This is a genomic window from Collinsella sp. AF33-16 (genome assembly GCF_003475325.1).
In the GTDB taxonomy this organism is placed as follows: Bacteria; Actinomycetota; Coriobacteriia; order Coriobacteriales; family Coriobacteriaceae; genus Collinsella.
Map to the genome: position 1 here is coordinate 29,865 of NZ_QRQC01000018.1, position 21,001 is coordinate 50,865.

General features: G+C 59.4%; 12 protein-coding genes. 3 read left to right on the top strand and 9 right to left on the bottom strand.

What is annotated here, in order from left to right:
- Positions 1 to 73: 73 nt before the first annotated feature.
- The 3 genes from DWZ52_RS07765 to DWZ52_RS07780 all read right to left on the bottom strand — a co-directional run bounded on the left by DWZ52_RS07765 (position 74) and on the right by DWZ52_RS07780 (position 6,119).
- Positions 74 to 2,197, bottom strand: coding sequence for a DUF262 domain-containing protein (locus DWZ52_RS07765; RefSeq protein WP_158572429.1), 2,124 nt, complete (start codon positions 2,195 to 2,197; stop codon positions 74 to 76).
- A 450-nt stretch (positions 2,198 to 2,647) separates the two neighbouring features.
- A complete protein-coding gene (locus DWZ52_RS07770; protein WP_118385261.1) occupies positions 2,648 to 5,134 on the bottom strand; it encodes a hypothetical protein in 2,487 nt (828 codons plus the stop codon).
- Between the two features lie 250 nt (positions 5,135 to 5,384).
- On the bottom strand, positions 5,385 to 6,119 hold the full coding sequence (locus DWZ52_RS07780; protein ID WP_158572430.1) for a 3'-5' exonuclease: 735 nt from the start codon (positions 6,117 to 6,119) through the stop codon (positions 5,385 to 5,387).
- Positions 6,120 to 6,377: 258 nt separating this feature from the next.
- Here DWZ52_RS07780 and DWZ52_RS10240 point away from each other — a divergent pair, with 258 nt between their 5' ends.
- Complete coding sequence (locus tag DWZ52_RS10240) at positions 6,378 to 6,503, top strand: hypothetical protein (protein ID WP_255412934.1); 126 nt, start codon at positions 6,378 to 6,380, stop codon at positions 6,501 to 6,503.
- Between the two features lie 499 nt (positions 6,504 to 7,002).
- Here the strand turns inward: DWZ52_RS10240 and DWZ52_RS07785 are convergent, their stop codons facing one another.
- Positions 7,003 to 8,382 carry an ATP-binding protein gene (locus DWZ52_RS07785; protein WP_118385264.1) on the bottom strand — a complete coding sequence of 460 codons (1,380 nt, stop codon included), beginning with the start codon at positions 8,380 to 8,382 and terminating at the stop codon, positions 7,003 to 7,005.
- Positions 8,383 to 8,911: 529 nt separating this feature from the next.
- Between DWZ52_RS07785 and DWZ52_RS09860 the strand changes: the two genes are divergently transcribed.
- The gene (locus DWZ52_RS09860) at positions 8,912 to 9,910 is read left to right on the top strand and encodes a hypothetical protein (RefSeq protein WP_147352151.1); all 999 of its coding nucleotides are present in this window, start codon (positions 8,912 to 8,914) and stop codon (positions 9,908 to 9,910) included.
- Between the two features lie 599 nt (positions 9,911 to 10,509).
- On the opposite strand, the gene xdh is transcribed toward DWZ52_RS09860, so the two are convergent.
- The 5 genes from xdh to DWZ52_RS07815 form a co-directional block, all read right to left on the bottom strand.
- Positions 10,510 to 13,287: a selenium-dependent xanthine dehydrogenase gene (xdh, locus tag DWZ52_RS07795; RefSeq protein WP_118385265.1), complete on the bottom strand. Its 2,778-nt coding sequence runs from the start codon at positions 13,285 to 13,287 to the stop codon at positions 10,510 to 10,512.
- Positions 13,288 to 13,299: 12 nt separating this feature from the next.
- Positions 13,300 to 13,779 carry a 4Fe-4S binding protein gene (locus tag DWZ52_RS07800; RefSeq protein ID WP_055252516.1) on the bottom strand — a complete coding sequence of 160 codons (480 nt, stop codon included), beginning with the start codon at positions 13,777 to 13,779 and terminating at the stop codon, positions 13,300 to 13,302.
- A gap of 11 nt (positions 13,780 to 13,790) precedes the next feature.
- A complete protein-coding gene (ygfK, locus tag DWZ52_RS07805; RefSeq protein ID WP_118385266.1) occupies positions 13,791 to 16,790 on the bottom strand; it encodes a putative selenate reductase subunit YgfK in 3,000 nt (999 codons plus the stop codon).
- A 148-nt stretch (positions 16,791 to 16,938) separates the two neighbouring features.
- Positions 16,939 to 18,294, bottom strand: coding sequence for a putative aminohydrolase SsnA (ssnA, locus tag DWZ52_RS07810; protein WP_118385267.1), 1,356 nt, complete (start codon positions 18,292 to 18,294; stop codon positions 16,939 to 16,941).
- A 195-nt stretch (positions 18,295 to 18,489) separates the two neighbouring features.
- Positions 18,490 to 19,884, bottom strand: coding sequence for a uracil-xanthine permease family protein (locus tag DWZ52_RS07815; RefSeq protein ID WP_055285183.1), 1,395 nt, complete (start codon positions 19,882 to 19,884; stop codon positions 18,490 to 18,492).
- A 352-nt stretch (positions 19,885 to 20,236) separates the two neighbouring features.
- On the opposite strand from DWZ52_RS07815, the gene DWZ52_RS07820 reads away from it, so the two are divergent.
- The gene (locus DWZ52_RS07820) at positions 20,237 to 20,893 is read left to right on the top strand and encodes a transcriptional regulator (RefSeq protein WP_233547289.1); all 657 of its coding nucleotides are present in this window, start codon (positions 20,237 to 20,239) and stop codon (positions 20,891 to 20,893) included.
- The last annotated feature ends 108 nt before the right edge of the window (positions 20,894 to 21,001 follow it).

Consider the following 21,001-nt stretch of genomic DNA (forward strand, 5'->3'; position numbering starts at 1 on the left):
GCGTAGACGGGCGAATGGGCCATCGACGATTTTGAGCTGGCAAGGGCCGGGAATTAGATTCCCGGCCTTCAACCTAGCACTGCTTTATGAGATCGAGCACCGCAGGAATGTCATCGGCGTTCCGAAGCGCAACGTAAGTGGGTAAGCCCGGGCCAAATCCGCCCTGTGCGCGTTTGTCCTGACACATGTCCTCTGGATCAATTAGGTCGTCCACGCTCTTTGCCAGGCCAACGGCGATCCAACCACCGTTGCTGGTCCTGCCTTCTAACACGGCATGCAGTTTTCGCTTGCCCGACCTGAAGCCCACGTAGTACTTGGCTATATAGGACTCCCACGAAGAGTTGCCACTCAGAACGGACTCGCACACCTCATCGAAAAGCTTCTGGTTGAGTCCGCCTTCGGCAAAGGTGGGGTGGTTCTCCTGCAGAGTCCAGACAGGAGCCTCGTCAGACTCACCGCGAGAGGGACGATACTTGTCGACGACATCTGCCGGAAGGTCGGGATATTTCCATATCTCGCACGCCTCTTTCGCCAGCTCGTCCGCGCGCTGCCCAATCTCTTCCTCACCCCATTTTTCATGCGAGGCGATTGACTTGTTCAGGTGGAGCGGACTGCACCTAAGCCCCACGCCAGGAAGATTGAGCTTGTCCGAGAACGACCGGTTTGAGTACTCCTGGTTGTAGCCCGTCAGCGTTAGATTTCCCAAGTTGTTGCACAGCCTGTCGTGGATGTCTTCCCAGTTCTCGCCAAGCGATTCCTTCCAGCCGTGCACATCATCGATCGTTTGGGGCATGACATGCTCGATCTGGTAATTATCAGCCGAGATGGGCTCCTTCGGGTGGTGCCAGTTCTCCATGCGCTCCAAGTAATAGCGCTTTTTGGAGAAGCGGTTGTAACAGTCACGCGTCTTAAACTCCTCGACAAAATACTCGTCTGTCGGGAAGTACGCGGTCATGCCGCCGCTATGGATAAGGAGCATAGCCGTAACGTACTCCTCTATATCGTCCCGTTGCTCGAGATTGCGATACATGCCGGCAAAGAAATTATTTAGGCCCGTGGTAAGCCTGCCGCAAACCGCCCGCCTGAACAGGAACGACTCGATAGTCTCGCAGATACGCAGAAACGCATTGCGGTCTAGCCCATTCCCCTCGTAAACCGAGTAAAGCAACATTAAGAGGGGCCTTATCTGCTTCACGTCGAGGCTTACGATTCTGCCGAACACTCGGCGTAGTCCGTCGTCCTTCTCCTTACCAAGGAACAGGCTGGCGTATCTATGTGCATACCCACGCAGCTCCTTAAGCAGACCCTCGGTGTCACCATCGTAGTCGTCGGCGAAATAGCGCTTAAACTCGTAGTAGGCCTCGTTCTCCTTCGGCATCCTATTGGGAACTTTAAGCCACAGCCAGTACCAGATAAATGCATTGAACTCGTCCTCGCCGCCTTTTCCGAACAAGCACTCGAGTGGATGCCAATAACCCTCATAAAGCTTGGTCTGTTCGTCGTTGGGAAGCGACATTAGAACGTAGTTACGGATGAGGTCAATGGGCGTGAGCGGCTTGCCCTTGGAGTTCATGGACTCAAATATGAGCTGTGCATTATCAACGCCAGCGGTGAGCTTAGTGTCGATGACCTGCACGCGGTTTAGCCCCGCCCAAAGCCTTGCAGGGTCGAATGATTTCCCGTGCATCTTTTCACAGAAGAACGCATGGTTCTCGACAATGCGATCCGATTTTTCATCTGGCACGGGAGCCCCAGACACGATGGAGAACAGCGTCTCTTTATCGTCCTGCGAGAGCACCAGCTTATAGCGCGCCAGACCGTTGTAGTCGTCATCGTTAAAGAGGTAGTTCTTCCGCAGCGCTGAGATCTTGAGATCGCCAAGGAAGTCGGCCTTGTCGGGATTACCCTCCAGATAGTCAGCCAAAGCAGCGATCATCAACGAAAACGTCGTCATGCGCTGCTGCCCGTCAATCAGGAGCACGCGCGAAATACTCGTGGCAGAGCTCTCGGACTCGGGGATATAGAGCATCGACCCCACGAAGTGCGATACGCCATCACGACCCGCTCGCATAACGTCATCCCAAAGCACCTCGCACTCTTTTACACTCCACGAGTAAACTCGCTGGTACACGGGAATGACGAATTGCATCTTCGCCACGCCCATAAGGTCGAGTAGATTTGCCTCGGTTGCTTTCATTTGTGGTTGTCCCCTTTCTTGTTTACGCCGCTTGCGGTCAGTCCTCCACTGAACGAAAGGCGCTAAAGACCAGAGCATCGAAGCACTGGAGCAACCGGGATGCTCATATCGTTAGATTCTACAACGAAAGCAAACACTTACGCCGTCATGGTGGCGCGCGATCGCTGCACGCCACTCCCCAAAATCATACGATGTCAAAAGACTGACACTTGTGTATGCCTTTTGACATTGCCACAGACTTACGGGTTTCTTGTCTCATATGCCAAGAGCGGATATCTAGATCGCTGCCCCTCCCGCCCAAAGGAGCTCGACAAGAACTGATCGAAGGGCAAATCAGACATCGAGCAAGTCGCCGACATGCTCATCGCGCCTCGCAAAAAGATGGGCAAACACGGGACCATCTTAAGCGGTGGCGATGATGACACGGAATTGCAGCCGAATCGCCCCGACCTATTCGCCACCCGATGCCGGCAAGCTGTTGAGCGGCTCGCTCTCACCGGCGGCACCAAGGCGCTTCTGCATCTTCTCGATCTGCTTAAGGGTCGAAGTCAAATACCCAAGACCCTTCTTCAACTGCTTAAGCAACCTGCCATTCCTACGGTCCCCCTTTCCATTCTCCTTCTCGACATCCTCCTCAACACCAGCGATGCTGCGCTGCACGGCCTCGGCCGCCTTCTGCACCAAAATGGCTCCCTCATGCGGGCAGCGGTCAGTTGCCACATCAAGAAATGCGAGAAGCCTTGAGCATTCAACGAGCACGAACTGCGCATAGTCCTCCCCCATCGACGCCGCCAGGGCAACGCCGCTAGAACCCAAAAGGCCAAACGCAGCGCCGCCGCCAGCAATTAAAGCGGTGCCACCGGCCATGCCCATGCCGCCGGCGGCCAAGGCGCCGCCGCCAGCAGCAGCAAGACTCGCATTGACGAGCGCAGCCCCGTGAAGGCCGACAAACGAGCCTCCAAAGATACCGACAGCAATATCCGGAGCCAATGCCGCGGCCACTCCTCCTGTGCCCAGGGCCGCCGCCACGGCAATGGCGCCGCCTACCAAGACCTTTGGCAATGTACCTGAGAGCTCACGGATATGCGCCCCGCATTGCTTCTCTAGGGAACGTACGGCGTCCAAATCAACCGCGTCTTGTCTCCTGGGAAATTCTCGTTTAACCCAAGATCCACTCTCCTTCAAACCTTTGTATTCCTTCTTCTCTTCATCTCCCATCTGGGAATAGAGGCGAAACTCAACCAGCTCCTGTGCAACAAGTAAGGCGCGAACTTTACCGCCTCGCCGCCGCGAAACTGTCTCAAGGGCTCCGCACGCATCTTCCTCGCTCAAAAAGTAGCCGTCTGCATCAATGCCTAGGCCATCCGCGACCGAATCCTGCCACGCGCGGGCCCAGCTCCTCTTTTGCCCTTTGCGCACTTCGTTCTTCTCGTTCCCGCAGTCGTAGTTGATGGCGGCAAGCTTCAGCGAGAAGGCAATCCTCGTCGTTTCTCTATCTAGGCTATAAAAGTGAAATCCATCGAAGATATCCTGGCGGCGCCTGGCGCGCTCAGTCCAAGCCTCGGACATTTCCTCCGCCATATAGCCCCAGTCGGCATGGAGGGCAAACGCAAGGCGTCCAACTCCAACGTAGTTTATTCGCAAGAAGAGCTTCTGGGCGAACACGACCTTGTTCCCCTCGCATTCGATACCCGCCCTGACCGCCGCCGTCGCTAGATTCGCCAAAACGAACGAAGTGCTCGAAACCGTGACCATGCGAGTGAGGACCCTGCTGTTATAGGGCATAAAATACGAAGCCTTGAGCTTGTGCAAGCCGGAAACCTTGCTCACTTCGCAACGTTCTAGCTCGGCCTTGAGCCTTGAAAGCATATAGAGACAACGAACGATAACCTCGTTGGCCACGACTGCTGGCACCTGGCTTAAAGCTTGGTCGAGGAGGCCGACTTCCGTCCGAAGGTCGAAACGAATGGGCTTGCCGTCCTCGGTTTTGAACGCCGTTCCGTTAAACAGCTTTGAAATCCATTGCTGAATGCGAATATCCTCGCCCTTATAGGCAATCTGCATGTCTTGAAAAACAGGCAGGGAGGAGAGCTCCTTTAGCAGGGACAGCACGACGCCGGGAATGCCCGTCCCCTTACCGGGGTTTGAACTAGACCCCGCCATGTCGCTCACGAGATGCATCGCCCAGAACAGAGTGCCAAACGCGATCTTCTCTGGAACGTTCCTGCCTATAAGAGGGCAGTCGGGATCGAAGGCGGTGGCAGGCAGGTCAAAGGCGACAAACCGGCCGGCTGTATCGGTACCATAGCCTTTGCCCGTGAATTGCGAGAGGATCGAACACGCAAGGCCAACCAAACTCGGGTGGTGCGAGAAATCCCGCAGATGATGTTGGAGCCCGCCGCCAAACTCGGCAGTCAGCTTGTCCGCGGCAAGAGGAAACTCTTTCTCTAGAAAGCGAATAGCGTCTTCTAGAGTTGCATCCGCCTTTGCCATACCCGCAGACTTGGCAATCGTAAGAACAAATTTACCAACCTTCTCGTCGCCCCACTCTTTGGCACCCTCTAGGTTGAAGTCTTTCTGCCAAAGGATATTCAACGCGCCCGTGAGGAGCCCGCTAACGGCTGCAAGTTCATAGTCGAGCTTCGTAGCCTTTTCAGCCCGAGGGTCAAAATCAAAAAGGACCTCCTCCCCATCGGGAGCGTCCTTAAAACCGACCAGTACGGCGCTACCGTTCAGCGGCGCAGATGTAACTTTGGGCAGTTGAGACATGGTGTAGACTATCTCGCCACCACTAAAAACAAGTTCGTCTGCCATACCGGCTTCCTCCTGCAAACGCGTAAAATCAGATTGCTCTACGCCGCCAAATCCCTCTTCGTAGAAGTATTCGAAAATCTCGGTGATGCAGTTGCTCAGAACCTCGTCGGGATAGTTCGCCACTGGCAGCCTATACACCTCATTGTGTACGATAACGCACACAGCGTCACGGGTCTCTGCCTATCCGTCCAGCGAATCATGTTAGCAAGCCGCTCTCCGACAATGGATGCCATCTCGATGTCCATACTCTTGACCTGCTTGGTCTCGGCGAGTGTCAGCGTGTCCTTAAATAGCATCTCAAGCACAGCCCTCTGATGCTGATTCCGGAATCCCTCGCGCAACCATTCCGTCCGCTTGTCGCCAAATGAGCCCCCTACCTCCCCTCCGTCTTCAGCTTTAGCAGCAGGTCGCCCAGCTCGGGGCACTTGCTGGAAAGACGCGTCTGAGCTCGCTCGCCCATCCCCCACCGCTGACGGATCTCCTGGGCGCGCGGGCTCACGTGATAGTCCCCGTCCATCACCTGCCTGAGCAGCTTGGCGGTCACGCGCGCATCGGCCAGAGCGCTGTGGGCGTGCCCCGTCGACTCGTCGAACTCGATGCCAAACCACGTTGCCGCGTCGCCCAGCGAGACACGCCCGTGGCTGCCCACGTCCATGATCGAGGTGTAAAACGCCTGCAGGTCGGCCCAGTCCGTAGGAAATGCGGAAAGGTCGATGTGCTTTGCCTGGCACTCGGTCAAAAGCTGTCGACGGTCCGTCCCGCTCCAGCAAACTATCTGGGCGGAGTAGCGACCGATCCAATCGCCGAGCCTTTTGATCACCACATAGAGCGGATCGGCCATCGCGGTGTCCACGGCCGATATCCCTGTGAGCTCGCGGACGGGAAACGCAACGCCTTCGGCAAACTCCGTCTGCACAAACTGCGAGAACTCGCCCATAACGTTGCCGTGGTAATCGAGCTTGACGGCGCTGACCTCGATAATCTCGTTGCGCAGCCCACGGCGCTGGCGCTGCTTTGGCACCGGCGCAAACTCAAAGTCCAGCACAATCTGGCGCGCAAAGTTCGTCGTATCGATAGCCGAGATACCCGGCGTCTTTTTGTCTGGCACGGTCAGGGCCTTTCTCCGTCAACTGCCGCTCGTTACATAGGCGGCTACATTGCCGTAAGGATAGGCGCCCGCGCGGACATGAAATCGCACAGCACGGCTTTCCGGCATCCTTGCGTAAAGCCACACTTTGAGAGAATCACGTCACTGTTATTATCGAACATATATTCGTATTTATAGCAGTACTTTGATAGAATTGCAGTTGTTGACGGCAGTTCCATGTGCCGGGCAGCGCCCTCCATGCGACGGGAGGTGATGCCCATGACCGATCTGATTGATTTCGTGAAGCTCCTGACCGCTTTGGTCTCGCTCCTCACGGCGCTTATCGGACTTTCCGAGGCACTTAAGCAGCGTACGAAGCAAAAGAAGAGGGGTCGACGCCGTTAAGGCATTGACCCCTTGAACTAAGTAACGGCGCTGCCCAGCTATCACCCTTGGGCTGCCGTCGACTTTATTCTACCTACGGTTGCCAGGTTTAACAAATGAATTTTCAGTAATGGAGCCTCGGAGCCCGCTCGCTCAACCACCTGGCCATCGGATTAGCCGGATTCTGGGACACGCCTTCCGTCCCAGGCCTCTACCGGAAAATGCGTCCCACCCTGAGGCTCGATTCCGGGACACGGTTTCCGTTTGAAGCCCCGATGGGAAAGCGTGTCCCGTTCCGAGAGCTCATTCCGGGATGCAGTTTCCGCTAGAGATGCCACCGGGAAAGCGTATCCCGTTTTGGAGCCGAATTCCGGGTCGTAGTTTCCGCCTGAGGGCCGATCCGGAAACGGCATCCCATTCTGAAGCCGAAATCTGGAACGCACTTTCCGCCAAAGGTCGCAAAAGGAAAGCACATCCCATTCCCAGCATCAAATCAGGACGCGCTTCATTATCCCCGCCCTCACATCTCGGCAAACGAGATCAGCTTGACGTCTCCCCTACTCTCCGCGGCATCCCGACATCCCTGCGTAAAGCCACGCTTCGAGAAGATCACGTAGCTTTTATGCTGCCGCCTAAAGAGCTCGCTTCGGTACACGAGCTTTTCCAGAACATCCTCGCCTACCGGTTCGTTACGCCATTTGCACTCCGCAAAGAGCGCCGCGCCCTCTCCGTCGTCGACAATCAAATCGATCTCTTCCTGCGTACGCGTCCGATTGTCCGTTCCCCACCAACGGCCCACCGTTGCCGGAATCACATCGAGCTCGCCCGCGCGCGCAAGTTCGTACACGTACTGCCGGCAGATAAGCTCAAAAACCGCGCCCATATAGTCGGACAGATGCGGCTCAATGCGCTTATACGCCATCGCGGCCATATCGTTTTGAATCAGCCCGATGTTCTGCGGAACAAACTTGTACCAGAACCTAAACATCTGATCGCTCAGCAGATACACGGCTCGCTTATTGCTCGTCTCGTTTAGGGGCAGCTCGCGCTCGACAATCCCAAGCGACGCCAGCTTATCCACATAGCTCTTTACGTTGCTCGCAGGGATTCCCGTAGAGCTCGCAATCTCCGAGTTCTTCGAGCGTCCCTGGGCAATTGCCTGTACGATCGCATCATATTGCTCGGGATTGCGGCACTCTTGCAATAGCAGGTTACTCGGCTCCTCAAAGAGATAGCCCGTAGGAGTAAGAAAAAGACGTTTGATGTTGTCCTTGAGCGGTGCGGCAGGATCGACTTTCTCGATATATGCAGGAATGCCACCCGTCATGCCATAGCAAACTGCAGCGTCTTCGCGACCCATGCTCTGCCACAACCCGAGGGTCGTCGTAAAATCGAGCGGCATGATCTTAAACTGGGCCGTACGCCTACCGTATAGTGGGCTCTCGTAGCCCAACACCTGTTCCTCCATAAACGAAAGAGACGAGCCGCATAGGATCAGCATGAGCCTGGTCTCTTTGTATAAGTGGTCGATCTTGTCTTGCAGCAACGAGCTGATTTCGGGATTCGATTGGGCGAGATAGGGATACTCGTCAATCACGACAACCAAACGTTCCGTGCGAGCCATGGTGGCCAATGCATCGAACGCCTCGTCAAAACTACGAAACGACACGCCCGCAGCACCAACCGAGCTTGCAAGTATTGCCTGGCTAAAGCCGTGCAGGTTTGCCTCTGCATTGGTACGACGAGCTTGAAAGTAAATAGCCTTCTTGCCTTGGATGAACTCTGTGATAAGGCGCGTTTTACCCACACGGCGGCGGCCGTAAATCACAGGCATTTCAAAGGAGCCCGTGCCATACAGTCGATTGAGCTCGGACATTTCCACTGTTCTTCCGATAAACATAGGGCCATCCTTCCTTTACGTTATAGCTAGCTATATTATACCTTCCTATAATATGGCTAGCTATAACGTAATTCGACAAGCGGAGCACGAAAAGGGGCGGTACACCACCGTACGTGGACCGTTTCGGAAAATGTATCCCGTTCTGGAGCCAAAAACTGGGCCGTAGTTTCCGCCAAGCATCCCATCCGGAAAGCGCATCCCATTCCGAGTGGCAATTCCGGGACACAGTTTCCGCAGATACAAGGCGACAGTCCGCCGCCCTTATCACATGCCTTCAAATATGCGATCCAGAAACACAAAACAGCAGATAGAATGCTCTTTTTCAAAAAGTACACGTCCCGAAACTTACCAAGACTTCATATCCAGTTACCGTTCACGGTCGCCGATTACCGCCCACCGATTCAAACAAGAAATATGTCGCCAAAAGCAGGTCATCTACCTGCATGGTTAGATTTTGGTCAGCTTTTGGTCAGCTGAGCGGCAAGTTCCAGCTGATACGTTTTTGCTACCCAAAAGGAGGCGGTAGCTCATGACCCATTGCAATGACCAACTCATCGACCAACTGCTCACTCAAGCCGAACAAGAGGGGCGCTGTCTGATTCCCCCGAGCACGGCAATCCGAAAAGCGTTCCTTCGGCGCACCGGCGGCACGGTTGTCTCGCCCATGCCGGGGTTGTTTGCGCGAAAAACGCGCTGGGATGAACTCAACCGAGCGCAACGCCATTGCGAAATCCTCCGCGCCCTTGCGATCATCCACCCCGATTGGACGTTCTGCTCGTTTTCGGCAGCTTGCCTGCTGGGGCTCGAGGTCTCGTGGCGACACCTGAATGTCGTGCATGTTTGCAGCTCGACAAAGCCGTCGGCTCGCCCGGGCGCACATATTCAGCGGCACCAGATTGAGCCGGCCGGAGCAATACGCAGAGCCGGCATATCGGTAACGCCGCCCATCCAAACGGTCACAGATTGCCTGTTGCAGACCGGTTTTGCCGACGGCATGCCCATTGCCGATTCGACGATCTCAAAGCTCGGCCTTGCGCGGGAACAGCTGATGGAGGCCGTCGAGCAACGAGCGACCGCCTGCAATGGTCGCGCGATTCGCACCGCCCTCACAACACTTCGATATGCCGACGCCCGCGCCGAGAGTGGTGGAGAATCGGTCGCCCGAGCCGTCATGATCGAGACGGGCTTTGCACCCGACTGGCTTCAATACGAGCTGACGGACCCCTTCGATTCGGCCAAACCCATACGAACGGACTTTGCCTGGGAGCGCCAGGCGCAGGAACTCACGCTGGGCGAGCTCGACGGGCTCATCAAATATACCGACCAGACCATGCTGGCCGGACGCACCACCGCCGAGGCGCTCGTTGCCGAACGACAGCGCGAGGCGCACCTATCGCTCTACGGCCACCCTCTGCTGCGCTTTACCATGAACGAGGTCCGCCCGGCAGGAATGCTCGCCAAAAAGCTGCAGACGGCAGGCATCCGGCAGACCGCGCTGCCGACATGGCTCAACGAGGTAGACCTGTAGAAGCTGCTAGGCCACGCATCGCCAGATCGCATCCCCCTATCTGGGCCGCGTTTTCCCAACGACCACGCCAACGGAAAGTGCGTCCTAGCCTGGACGCTCAAAACGGGATGCACTTTCCGGATGGCGGGCCTGGCGGAAAGCGTGTCCCGGAATCCCGTCTCAGAGCTGGACAGGCTTTCCGGTTGAGTCCTTCAGCGGAAACCGCATCCCGGAATAAACACTCAAACTGGGATGCGCTTTCCAAACGACCGGCCAGCGGAAAACGCATCCCATTCTGAGGCATGATTCCGGGACACAGCTTCCGCATGCGGCCCCGTTGGGAAAGTTCATCCCGTTCTGAGACCGAATTCCGGGACGCCGTTTCCGCCTGAGGCTTCAGCCGGAAAACGCATCCCACTCTGGAGCCGAATTCCGGGACACGCTTTCCGCTGGAGGGCCGATTCGGAAAACGAATCCCATTCTGAGCGCTCATTTCGGGACGCAGTTTCCGCTCTAAGCAAAAGGCCCCGGCTCGCGATGGAGCTGGGGCCAAAGATGCAGCATATGCAGTTGGTGTTGAGCGCGAACAGCCCGTCAGCAATGGCTGTCCGCGCTCTACCCTACCCGCGGTGACGGGCGCGGCTGTAGGGCGTATCCACCATGGGCAGATCGGGACGCAGCTTGCCGTCAAACGCGCGATAGGCGTTCTGCACGGCAGGCGCCGTGGGAATCGTCGCGATCTCGCCGATGCCCTTGCCGCCGTATGCCACGGGCAGCAGCTCGTCCTTCTCCACGTAAATGGCGTGGATATCCGGAATCTCGGGCGCACGGAACAGCCCGAGCGTACCGTACCTTGCCTGGGGCACGCAGTCCTTGAGCGGCCAGTCCTCGGTAAGCGCATAGCCCATACCCATAAGCACGCCGCCTTCGATCTGACCCTGGATGGAGATGGGGTTGACCACCTTGCCGGAATCGTGCGCGGCATAGACCTCGCTCACGCGGCCGTCGTCGTCCAAAATGACCACATGTGTGGCAAAGCCGTAGCAGATGTGGCTCTTGGGGTTGGGAACGTCCGCACCCAGCTTGTCGGTCGGCTCCAGGTACACGTAGCCAAACTCACAGCCCTCGAGCGCCTTGATGGCAGTCACGGGGTCCTGAGGATGCATACCCTGGCCGGCGACGAGTTCCTGCGTGCGCAGCTGGTAGGCGCGACCGTCGTCGTACTCGATCTTGACGCCGTCGCCATGCGCGCTCACGGGAGCATCGGGCGCGGGCTTGCCAGCCTCGATGCCAACCATGGCATCGCGCAGCAGGAAGGCGGCACCGCGCACGGCCTCGCCGGTCACGACCGTCTGACGCGAACCAGACGTGGTGCCGGAGTCGGGAGCGTTCTCGGTGGAGCACTCGCCGTTGGCAATGCAGCTCAGCGGCAGACCGCAGGCCTCGGCAACGTCCTGCAAAAAGACGGTGTTGCAGCCCTGGCCGATGTCGGACGTGGCGGCATAGACCACAGCCACGCCGTCCTCGATGCGAATCTTGCAGCGGCCGGCATCGGGCAGGCCCACGCCCACGCCGGCGTTCTTCATGGCGCAGGCAATACCGGCGTGTCCGGGATGCGCATAGTAGGCATCCTTGACCTCAAGCAGCGTCTCCTTAAGCGCCGTGGAGCAATCGGCAATCTGGCCGTTGGGCAAAACCTCGCCCGGCTCGATGGCGTTACGGTAGCGGATCTCCCACGGATCCAGGCCGACCTTCTCGGCCAGCAAGTCAATCAGGCTCTCGAGTGCAAACTCGGACTGGCACACGCCAAAGCCGCGGTACGCGCCGGCGGGCGGGTTGTTGGTGTAGTAGCCAAAGCCGCGAATGTCGGTGTTCTGGTACTTGTAGGGGCCCACGGCATGCGTGCAGGCGCGCTCGAGCACCGGGCCGCACAGCGACGCGTAGGCGCCGGTGTCAAAGTTGATCTCGCAGTCCAGACCGGTAAAGTTGCCCTCGGCGTCGCAACCCAGCGTAAAGGTGCCGTCCATGGCGTGGCGCTTGGGATGGAACGCGAGCGACTCGGCACGCGTGAGCTTGCACTTCACAGGACGCTGGAGCTTATAGGCAGCAAGCGCGGCCAGATGCTGGACCGAAACGTCCTCCTTACCGCCAAAGCCGCCACCCACGAGCATGGTCTCGACAACCACGCGCTCGGGTTCGTTATCCCAGCCAAACATGTGGGCACACTCTTTGCGCGTGTCGTAGGCACCCTGGTCGGTCGACTGCACCTTGACGCCGTTCTTGTACGGGAAGGCGACGGCGCACTCGGGCTCCAAGAAGGCATGCTCGGTAAAGGGTGTGGTAAAGCGCTGCGTCACGGTAAACGCGCTCTCTGCCAGCGCCTTGGCGGCGTCGCCGCGCGTCACATGGCGGCTCTGGCACACGTTGTCCTTGAGCTCCACCGTGTTGCCAAAGGCAAAGAAGCTGTCGTGCAGGCGCGGGGCGTCGGCAGCCCTGGCCTCGACAATGTTACGCACGGGCTCCAGCGGCTCGTAATCGATCTTTACGAGCTTCTTGGCCTTCTCGAGCGTCGCCTCGTCCTCGGCAACCACCAGCACGATGGCATCGCCCACGCAGCGGGTGATATCGCCCTGGGCGATCATGACGTCCCAGTCCTGGATAAGGTGGCCGACCTGGTTGACCGGCACGTCCTCGGCGCGCAGGATGCCCACCACACCGGGCAGGGCCTCGGCCTTGGAGGTGTCGATGGAGAGCACGCGGGCGCGCGGATACTTGGAGCGCACGGCGCTGGCGTAGGTCAGACCCGGCTGATCGAGCTCGTCGATGTCGTCGGGATATTTGCCCTCGCCGAGCACCTTCTTGCGCACGTCGATACGAAAGGCGCGCTTGCCCACGCCGTAGTCATCGCCGCGCTCCAGATCCTCGTCGATCTGCTTTTCGCCGCGGAGCACCGCAGCTGCCAGCGAAATGCCCTCGATAATCTTTTTGTAGCCGGTGCAGCGACAGACGTTGCCGCGAATGGCGTACTTGATCTGCTCCTCGGTGGGCTCGGGGTCCTCGGCGATGAGCGCCGCACCCGCCATGACCATGCCGGGGATGCAAAAACCGCACTGCACGGCGCCCACAGCGCCAAAGGCGTACACAAAGGCCTCGCGCACGTCCTCGGGCAGGCCCTCGACGGTCACGATGTTACGGCCGGCGGCAAGAGCGGTGGTCAGCACGCACGCCTTGACGGCCGCACCGTCCACATGGATGGTGCAGGTGCCGCAGGCGCCCTCGGAGCAGCCGTCCTTGGCGGAGTGAATGTGCAGGTCGTCGCGCAGATAGCGCAGCAGTGGTTTATTCTCCGTCGTCGTGTGCTCGACACCGTTAACGGTAAAAGTGAATTCCTGTGCCATGGTGATTCCCTTCTACACGCCGGCGGCGATGCCGGTGCGGTCGTGGATGGCGCCATGCGGGCAGACGACGGCGCACATGCCGCACGACAAGCAATCCGCGCCATCGATATGGGCGCAGTTGTCCTCGATGCGGATAGCGCCGGCGGGGCACTTTTTGGCGCACATACCGCAACCGATGCAACTCGTGTCGCAGATCTTGCGCGCAATGGCGCCCTTATCGGTGTTATTGCAGCGCACCAGGATGTTCTGATAACCGGGAACGAAGGCAATCACGCGCTGCGGGCACGCCATGCCGCACAGGCCGCAGCCCGTGCACTTGGAGCGATCCACACGGGCGATGCCATCGACCAGCGCAATGGCGCCGTGGGGGCAGGCCGTGACGCAGGCACCACAGCCAATGCAGCCTTCGCTGCAGCGGGCGTCGCCGCCTGCGGAGGCGCAACCGCTTCCGCAGGCAACGTAGGCCACGTTATGTTGAATGGATTTGGCCATAAGAGACTCGCCTATTTCTTAAGAAGGTACGAATAGTTGTCGCGCACAGCCCTGATGGTCAGGCGGACGGCCTCGGGAAGGCCAGTGTTGACGGCATCGACCGAGACGGTGCGGACCGTGCCGGCGACGCGGACCTTAAAGTGATCCTCGCCCACGGCCAGGAAGCCCTCGTTCTCGGAGTTCTCCATGTCCTCCTCGCTCCAGAACAGGGTGAGCTTGTCCTTGTAGGGACGACCCTCCTGGTAGGGGCAGAACACGGCGCAGTTGCCGCACTCGTTGCACATGCCATCGACGTGGACGACCTGATGCTTGGCCAGGCCCGGCACCTTAATGGCCACGTTGGCGCGGTTGGGGCACACGTCGCAGCAGACCTCGCACACCGAACCGCAGCCCAGGCAGCGGGTCTTAGTGCAGTTGCGCTTGTCGCGGCACAGCGACCCCTTGCGCTCGTAGCAGGTGTCCTCGCGACCGGCCTGCTCGTTGCAGTCGGCGTACTTGTTAAAGTCCACGCCGGCGATGGCGCGGGCGACTTCGGCGGCGTCGGCAATAGCCTCGACCACGGTGGCCGGACCGCGACGGCAATCGCCTGCAGCCCAGACGCCCTCAACGCCGGTGGAGGTGGCGGCAAGGCGGCCGCGACGGTCGTGCTCGACGCCCACAGCATCGTACAGGCTGGCATCGATGCCCTCGCCCACGGCGCAGATCACCGTGGTGGCGGGAAGCTCGACGGTCTCGCCCGTGGCGACGGGGCTGCGACGGCCGCTTGCATCCGGCTCGCCAAGCTCCATAACGTCGCAGGTCAGCACGGCGCCGTTGAGTGCCTTGGGCGCCAGCAGCTCGCAGAACTCAACGCCGTCGGCAAGAGCAAGATCAAGCTCTTCCTCGTCGGCGGGCATCTGCTTCTTGGTGCGGCGATACACCAGGCGCACGTTCTTCACACCAGCCAGGCGCTTGGCCACGCGGGCAGCATCCATGGCGGTGTTGCCGGCGCCGATGACCACGACGTCCTCGCCCAGCTCGAGCTTCTCGCCCTTCTTGGCGGTCTCGAGGAACTCCAGCACGTCGAGCTCGGCACCCTCGCCCAAGCCCGCAGAGCCGGGCATCCAGGCACCGGTGGCCACGACCACGTCGGTAAAGCCCTGGGCCTTGAGCTCTTCAATGGAATCCACGCGAGCGTTGAGCTGCACCTTGGCGCCAAAGGCCAGGCAGAGCTCGGCATCGTGGGAGATATCGTCGCTCGCAATACGGAACTCGGGGATCACGTGGCGGACCACGCCGCCGAGCGAATCGCGGGCCTCGAAGATGGTGACGGGCACGCCGGCGCGCGTCAGGAAGAACGCCGTCGCCAGGCCGGCCGGGCCGCCGCCGATAACGGCAACGTTGCGCTCGCCGTCGTTTGCGATGGCCTGGGCGCGCAGCTTGGGCAGCACGGCGGTCATGGCCTCGCGGGCGGCCTTGAGCTTGCTGGCGCGAATCTGGGCGCCCTCGGGCTCGTAAAATGCACGCTCGCAGGCACGGCCGCAGGGATGCGGGCAGATGGTGCCGGTAATGAACGGCAGGGCGTTGCGCTCGATGATGATGTTGAGCGCGTCCTCGTAGCGGCCCTCGTCAACAGCCGCCAGATAGGCGGGAATATCCTGTTGGATGGGGCAGCTCGTGCGGCACGGCGTGGTAAAGCAGTCGGAAAGCGGGCTCTTGCCGGCGACCTTGCGGTCGGGCAGCGGGCGCAGCGGCTTCTTGTAGAGCGGGTTGGTGAGCGAGTCGGTCTGGATCGCAGTCACGGCCTCGAGAGAGACGCCCGCGAACGGCTTGCCGTCCAGGTCGGTAAACTCGCCGGCCATCTGACTAAAGCGCTCGTAGCCACCGGGCTTGAGCACATCGGTCGCCAGGGTAACGGGCCAAATGCCGGCGTCATACAGGGCGCGGATGTTGTAGACCGTGGCACCGCCGGAATAGCTGATGCGCAGCTTGCCGTCAAACTGCTCGGTGATGCGGCGGGCGGCCTCGATCGTCAGCGAGAACAGCGAACGGCCGGACATGTACATCTCGGTGGAGGGCAGCTCGTCCTTGGTCACGTCGACGGGGAACGTGTTGGTCAGCTTGACGCCAAACTCCAGGCCGTGCTCGGCGCACAGGGCAATCAGGCGCTCGAACATGGGCACGGCGTCGGCCCACTGCAGGTCCTCGCGGAAGTGCGTGTCATCGAAGACGATGTAGTCAAAGCCCAGCTCGTTGAGGCGCTGGCGGGCAAACTCATAGCCCAGCAGCGTGGGGTTGCACTTGATGTAGGTATTGAGGCCCTTCTCGGTGATGAGGTAGGTCGCGATGCGCTCAATCTCCGCCGGCGGGCAGCCATGCAGCGTGGACTCGGTAATGGAGTTGGAGACGCGCGACGGGATGGACTCGACAAACGCGGCATCGACATGCTCAAACTTGTCCAGGTTAGCGAGCGCCCACGTGCGGCACTCGTTCCAAACCTCGGAGCCGCTGGCGTCCTTCATGCCCTCAATGTACGCATCGACCTTGGGGCTCTTAATGCCCTCCAGGTCATAACCCACGGACATGTTGAAGACAAAGCCGTCCGGGCTGCCCAGACCATACTCGCGAGCGATCAGGTGGCAGGCGAACCATGCCTTCACGTACTCGGCAAAGGCCTGCGGAACCTCGAGCTCGGTCGACCACTCGCAGTTGTAGCACTCGTCCTGCGCCACGATACAGGGCTTGTTGACGCACTTGGAGAGCTCCTCGCCGTCCATAACCTGAACGGTCTTAAGCTCAAAGAAGCGGGAACCGGCCACATAAGAGGCCACGATGTTCTGGGCAAGCTGCGTGTTGGGACCGGCGGCCGGGCCAAACGGAGTCTCGATGCGCTCGTCAAAAATGGGAAGCGCACCCTCCTGGTTGGTCGTGACCATCTTGCGCACGCCAAAGATGGCGTCCTGGGTCTTGTGCTCCTCGATGATCCAGTTCATCAGCTGCGAAAACGGGATCGGCCTCATGATGTCGCTCATAATGAGCTCCTCTCTGTAACGCCCGGCGAGACCGCGCGGCGGGCGCAAATACGGTGCAGCGCTAGCACAGCGCCGGCGACCCCGCGGAGGCCGCCTATACGCGCGTCGGATGTGGCGAAACATCCGACGCGCGTGAATCTACTTGTAATTAGTAGGCGCGATCGTTGAGCGTGCTCCAGAGCTTCTTGGACTCAGCCATGGTCCACGCGTTGATCTTGTCCTCATCAATACCGACAAACTCGCGATCCTTGTACAGGACGCGGCCGTTGATGATGGTGGTGCGGCAGTTTTTGCCCATCATGCCAAAGAGCATGTGGCCGTCGATGTTCTCCTCACTCAGCGGCGTAAAGGGCTTGTAGTCCATGACGATGACGTCGGCGGCAGCGCCGGCCTCGAGCACACCGAGCTTGCGATCGAAGTACTTGCTCGCCATCTTGGCGTTGTTCTCGAACAGCATGGTCATGGCCTCGCACCAGCCCACGTTGGGCATGGCGGCGTTGTGGCGCTGGATGATCAGGAAGACCTTGAGGCTCTCGAGCATATCGTGGGTGTAGGCATCGGTGCCCATGCACACGGGGATGTCGCGGCGGAAGAACTCGAGCACGGGGGCGCAGCCCACGGCGTTGCCCATATTGGATTCGGGGTTGTTGACGAGCCAGGTGCCGGACTCCTTGACGATATCCATCTCGGCAGGCGTCACGTGGATGCAGTGGCCCAGCATGGTGTCGGGACCCAGCAGGTTGTGCTGCAGCAGGCGCTCGACGGGGCTGATGCCGCCGCGGTTGAGGCGGGAATCCCACACGTCGTTCATGCCCTCGCACACGTGGATGTGGAAGCCGGTCAGACCGTTGTTGGCCTCGGCCATCTTGTCCATGGTCTCGTCCGAAAGCGTAAAGGTGGCATGTCCGCCAAACATGGCGGCGATCATGTGGTTGTCGTTATCGCGACGCTCCTTGGCGGCCCACTGGGCAAATTCGGCGTTCTCGGCAATGGCCTGGTCGCATTTTTCCTGGCCGCGGCGATCGGAGACCTCGTAGCACAGGCACGAACGCATGCCTAGCTCCTGAGCTGCGTCCTTAATGGTGAAGAGGCTTCCCGGGATCTCGCAGAAGCTCGCATGGTGATCGAAGATCGTGGTGACGCCATCGCGGATGGAGTCAAGAATCGTGGCGTAGGCGCTGGCCTTGGTGCCGTCGAGCGTCAGGTTGTCGTCGATCTTCCACCACTGCTGCTCAAGATTCTCCAGGAAGTTGGTGGGGTTGCAGCCCTTAATGGCAAGGCCGCGGGCCAGACCCGAGTAGATGTGGGTGTGGCAGTTGATGAGTCCGGGCATGATGAGGTTGCCCTGGGCGTCGACGTACTCGGCATCCGGGTACTTGGCCTTGAGCTCGCACTCGGGACCTACTTCGACGATCGTATCTCCGTCAATGGCGACCGCACCGTTTGGAATGAACGGGGCCTGAGCGTTGCGAGTAAAGACGGAACCGTTAGCGACCAGAAGCATAAATGCTCCCTTCAACATCAGAGGCGGGGTTTGACACCTCTGACATAGCGGAGTGCGAAGCGCCGGCCTACACCGGAAACGGGCCCTCTCCCGTCAACGCTTCACCAAAGGGGCAAACCCTTTGAAGTGCGGCTTGGCGCCGCATGACGTCGGCGGACGAGGCGATGCGTCCGCCGACGAATAGCACCGAATTGGTTACTTCTTGCTCTCGGGCAAGACCAGATCCACGGCAGCGTCCTTGGCAGCATCGATGTGCTGAGCCACAACCGGCGTCTGCGGAAGGATCAGGTTAAGGACAATGGCCATGATGGCGGTGGGAGTTACGGCATTGGAGCCGATGACGGTGGACACCCAGGCGGGCATACCCTCGCCGGCAAGGCAGCCGCTGGCCATCCAGATACCCAGGCCAAAGACGACGGAGGTGCCGACGATGGTGGTAGTGCGCTGCGTGAGGCCCTCGCGGGTAAACATGCGCACGCCGTTCATGGTGATGGTGCCAAAGACGCCGACGGTCGCGCCGCCGATGACGGGCTGCGGGATAGCGGAAAGGACGGCAGAGAGCTGCGGGAACAGACCGGCGATGGCAAAGACGGCCGCGATGATCACAAAGACCCACTTGTTGACGACCTTGTTGGAGCAGATGATGCCCACGTTCTGGCCAAGGGCGCTGGTGGGAAGACCGCCCAGCAGACCGCCGACCATAGAGGTGAGGCCCTGGGACACGATGGCGCCGGAGAGCTCGCGCTCGGTGGGCATACGGTCGATGGAGCCCAGGCAGGCGGCGGAGACGTCACCAATAACCTGGATGGCAACCATGGGGAACACGACGGCGAGGGTAATGCAGACCTCGGGATCAAACTCGAGCGCGTAGGGCATGAGCTTGGGAAGGGCAAAGACCTGAGCGGTGGCGACGCTGGAGAAGTCGATCATGCCAAAGGGGATGGAGACGATCATACCGACGATCATGCCAAAGAACACGGATCCCAGCTTGAGCGTGCCCTTGCCAAAGTTGGCGAGCGCAAAGACCACGGCGAAGGTGATAAGAGCGACGCACCAGGCCTGCGGGGTGCCCCACAGCGGCGTACCCATACCGCCGGCCATATACTTGACGGCCGTGGGATACAGCGAAACGCCGATGGAGAAGATGACCGTACCGGTCACGACGGGCGGGAACAGCCACTTGATCTTGCTGTAGGCCAGACCAAAGAGGACCGCGACGGCGCCGCCGACAATCTCGCCGCCCAGCAGCGCACCAAAGCTAAAGCCCGAGGCACCCATGGCCTGCAGGGCCGGCAGGAACGCGAACGAAACGCCCATGACGATGGGCAGGCCGCCGCCGATGCGACGGAAGGGAGCGAAGGCCTGAAGGGCCGTATCGATCGCCGAAAGAATGAGCGCGACCTGGATGATGTCGGTGCTCTGCTGGCTATTAAAGCCGTAGACGCCGGCCATGATGACCGCCGGGGTAATGATGCCGGCAAACGATGCCAGTACGTGCTGAAGGGCACACGGGATCATTTCCTTAACGGGAGGCATGCCTTCGCGAGTGAACAGGGCTTCAGTGCCGTTCGTAACCGTCTCCTGGGTCATTTGACCACCAATCCTCGAAGTAGTTGTTTTCGCATCTAACGCTCTATTGTGACGCAGTGCGGGGTTGAGGTTGTGCCTTCATTGCATATCGTATTAAAGATGATTCTCATTCTCAATAATAATTTTTTGTTATCAGACTATTCTTCAGCTGAAATCACGCATTTCCGCAGTTCAGGAAAGTGTCTGGTCAAAATAACATCTAACTTTTCTTTTGGTCAACCGTTTACCGCTAAATTCCTACCGTTCGTCTGCATTACGCAATGTACCTGCGGATATACGAGATGATGGGCAGCGTGTTACCATGAGAAAAAATTGTTATGAACATTTCCGATTTCACCCAAAGGAGTTGCCCGTGAACGAGACCGTACGTCGCTTTTTGCCGATGGTCGATTTTCTGGAGCAGGTACTCGGCAAGAACAGCGAAATCGTGCTGCACGATTTCTCGGATCCCGACCACGCCATCGTCGATATTCGCAACGGCATCGTGAGCGGCCGCAAGGTCGGCGGCCCCGCCACCGATCTGGCACTCAAGATCATGCACGACGCCAAGTATCGCGACCTGCCGTTTATTACGGGCTACGAGGGCCGCGGCGCCGGCGGCAAGACGTTGGAGTCAGCGACGTACTTTATCCGCGAGAATGACGAGATCGTCGGTATGCTCTGCGTCAACACCGACCTCTCGACCGTGCGTTCCATCAACGCCATGGCGCAGCAGCTCATGGCGTGCTTCGACGCGGCGCCGACGCGCACGGAGCCCGCCCCTATCGAGGTCGAAAGCCTTTCGGAGTCCACACAGGAGCTCATCGACCGCAGCATTGCCGAGTTGCTGAGCGCGCGCGGGCTGGATGTAGCGTCGCTTGGTCAGAGCGACCGCGTGGACGTCATTCGCCACCTCAACGGCAACGGGGTGTTCATGCTCAAGGGCGCCGTGGCCTGCGCCGCCACCTCGCTGGGCATCTCGGAGCCCAGCGTCTACCGCTACCTGCAAAAAGTCCGCAAGGAGGGCTAACGAGCAAAATGGAGCGCGGCTCCACAAGCGATTCGTCACCTGACAAAAGACCCTGCAGCTCGCACGCTGAACTGCCTCCCATTTCTTGGACATGAGAAATGGGAGGCT

Coding starts and splice junctions, on each gene's coding strand:
- DWZ52_RS07800 (WP_055252516.1), bottom strand. CDS start 13,779: ATGGCCAAATCCATTCAACATAACGTGGCCTACGTTGCCTGCGGAAGC.
- ygfK (WP_118385266.1), bottom strand. CDS start 16,790: ATGAGCGACATCATGAGGCCGATCCCGTTTTCGCAGCTGATGAACTGG.
- DWZ52_RS07785 (WP_118385264.1), bottom strand. CDS start 8,382: ATGTTTATCGGAAGAACAGTGGAAATGTCCGAGCTCAATCGACTGTAT.
- DWZ52_RS07815 (WP_055285183.1), bottom strand. CDS start 19,884: ATGACCCAGGAGACGGTTACGAACGGCACTGAAGCCCTGTTCACTCGC.
- DWZ52_RS10240 (WP_255412934.1), top strand. CDS start 6,378: ATGACCGATCTGATTGATTTCGTGAAGCTCCTGACCGCTTTGGTCTCG.
- DWZ52_RS07765 (WP_158572429.1), bottom strand. CDS start 2,197: ATGAAAGCAACCGAGGCAAATCTACTCGACCTTATGGGCGTGGCGAAG.
- xdh (WP_118385265.1), bottom strand. CDS start 13,287: ATGGCACAGGAATTCACTTTTACCGTTAACGGTGTCGAGCACACGACG.
- DWZ52_RS09860 (WP_147352151.1), top strand. CDS start 8,912: ATGACCCATTGCAATGACCAACTCATCGACCAACTGCTCACTCAAGCC.
- ssnA (WP_118385267.1), bottom strand. CDS start 18,294: ATGCTTCTGGTCGCTAACGGTTCCGTCTTTACTCGCAACGCTCAGGCC.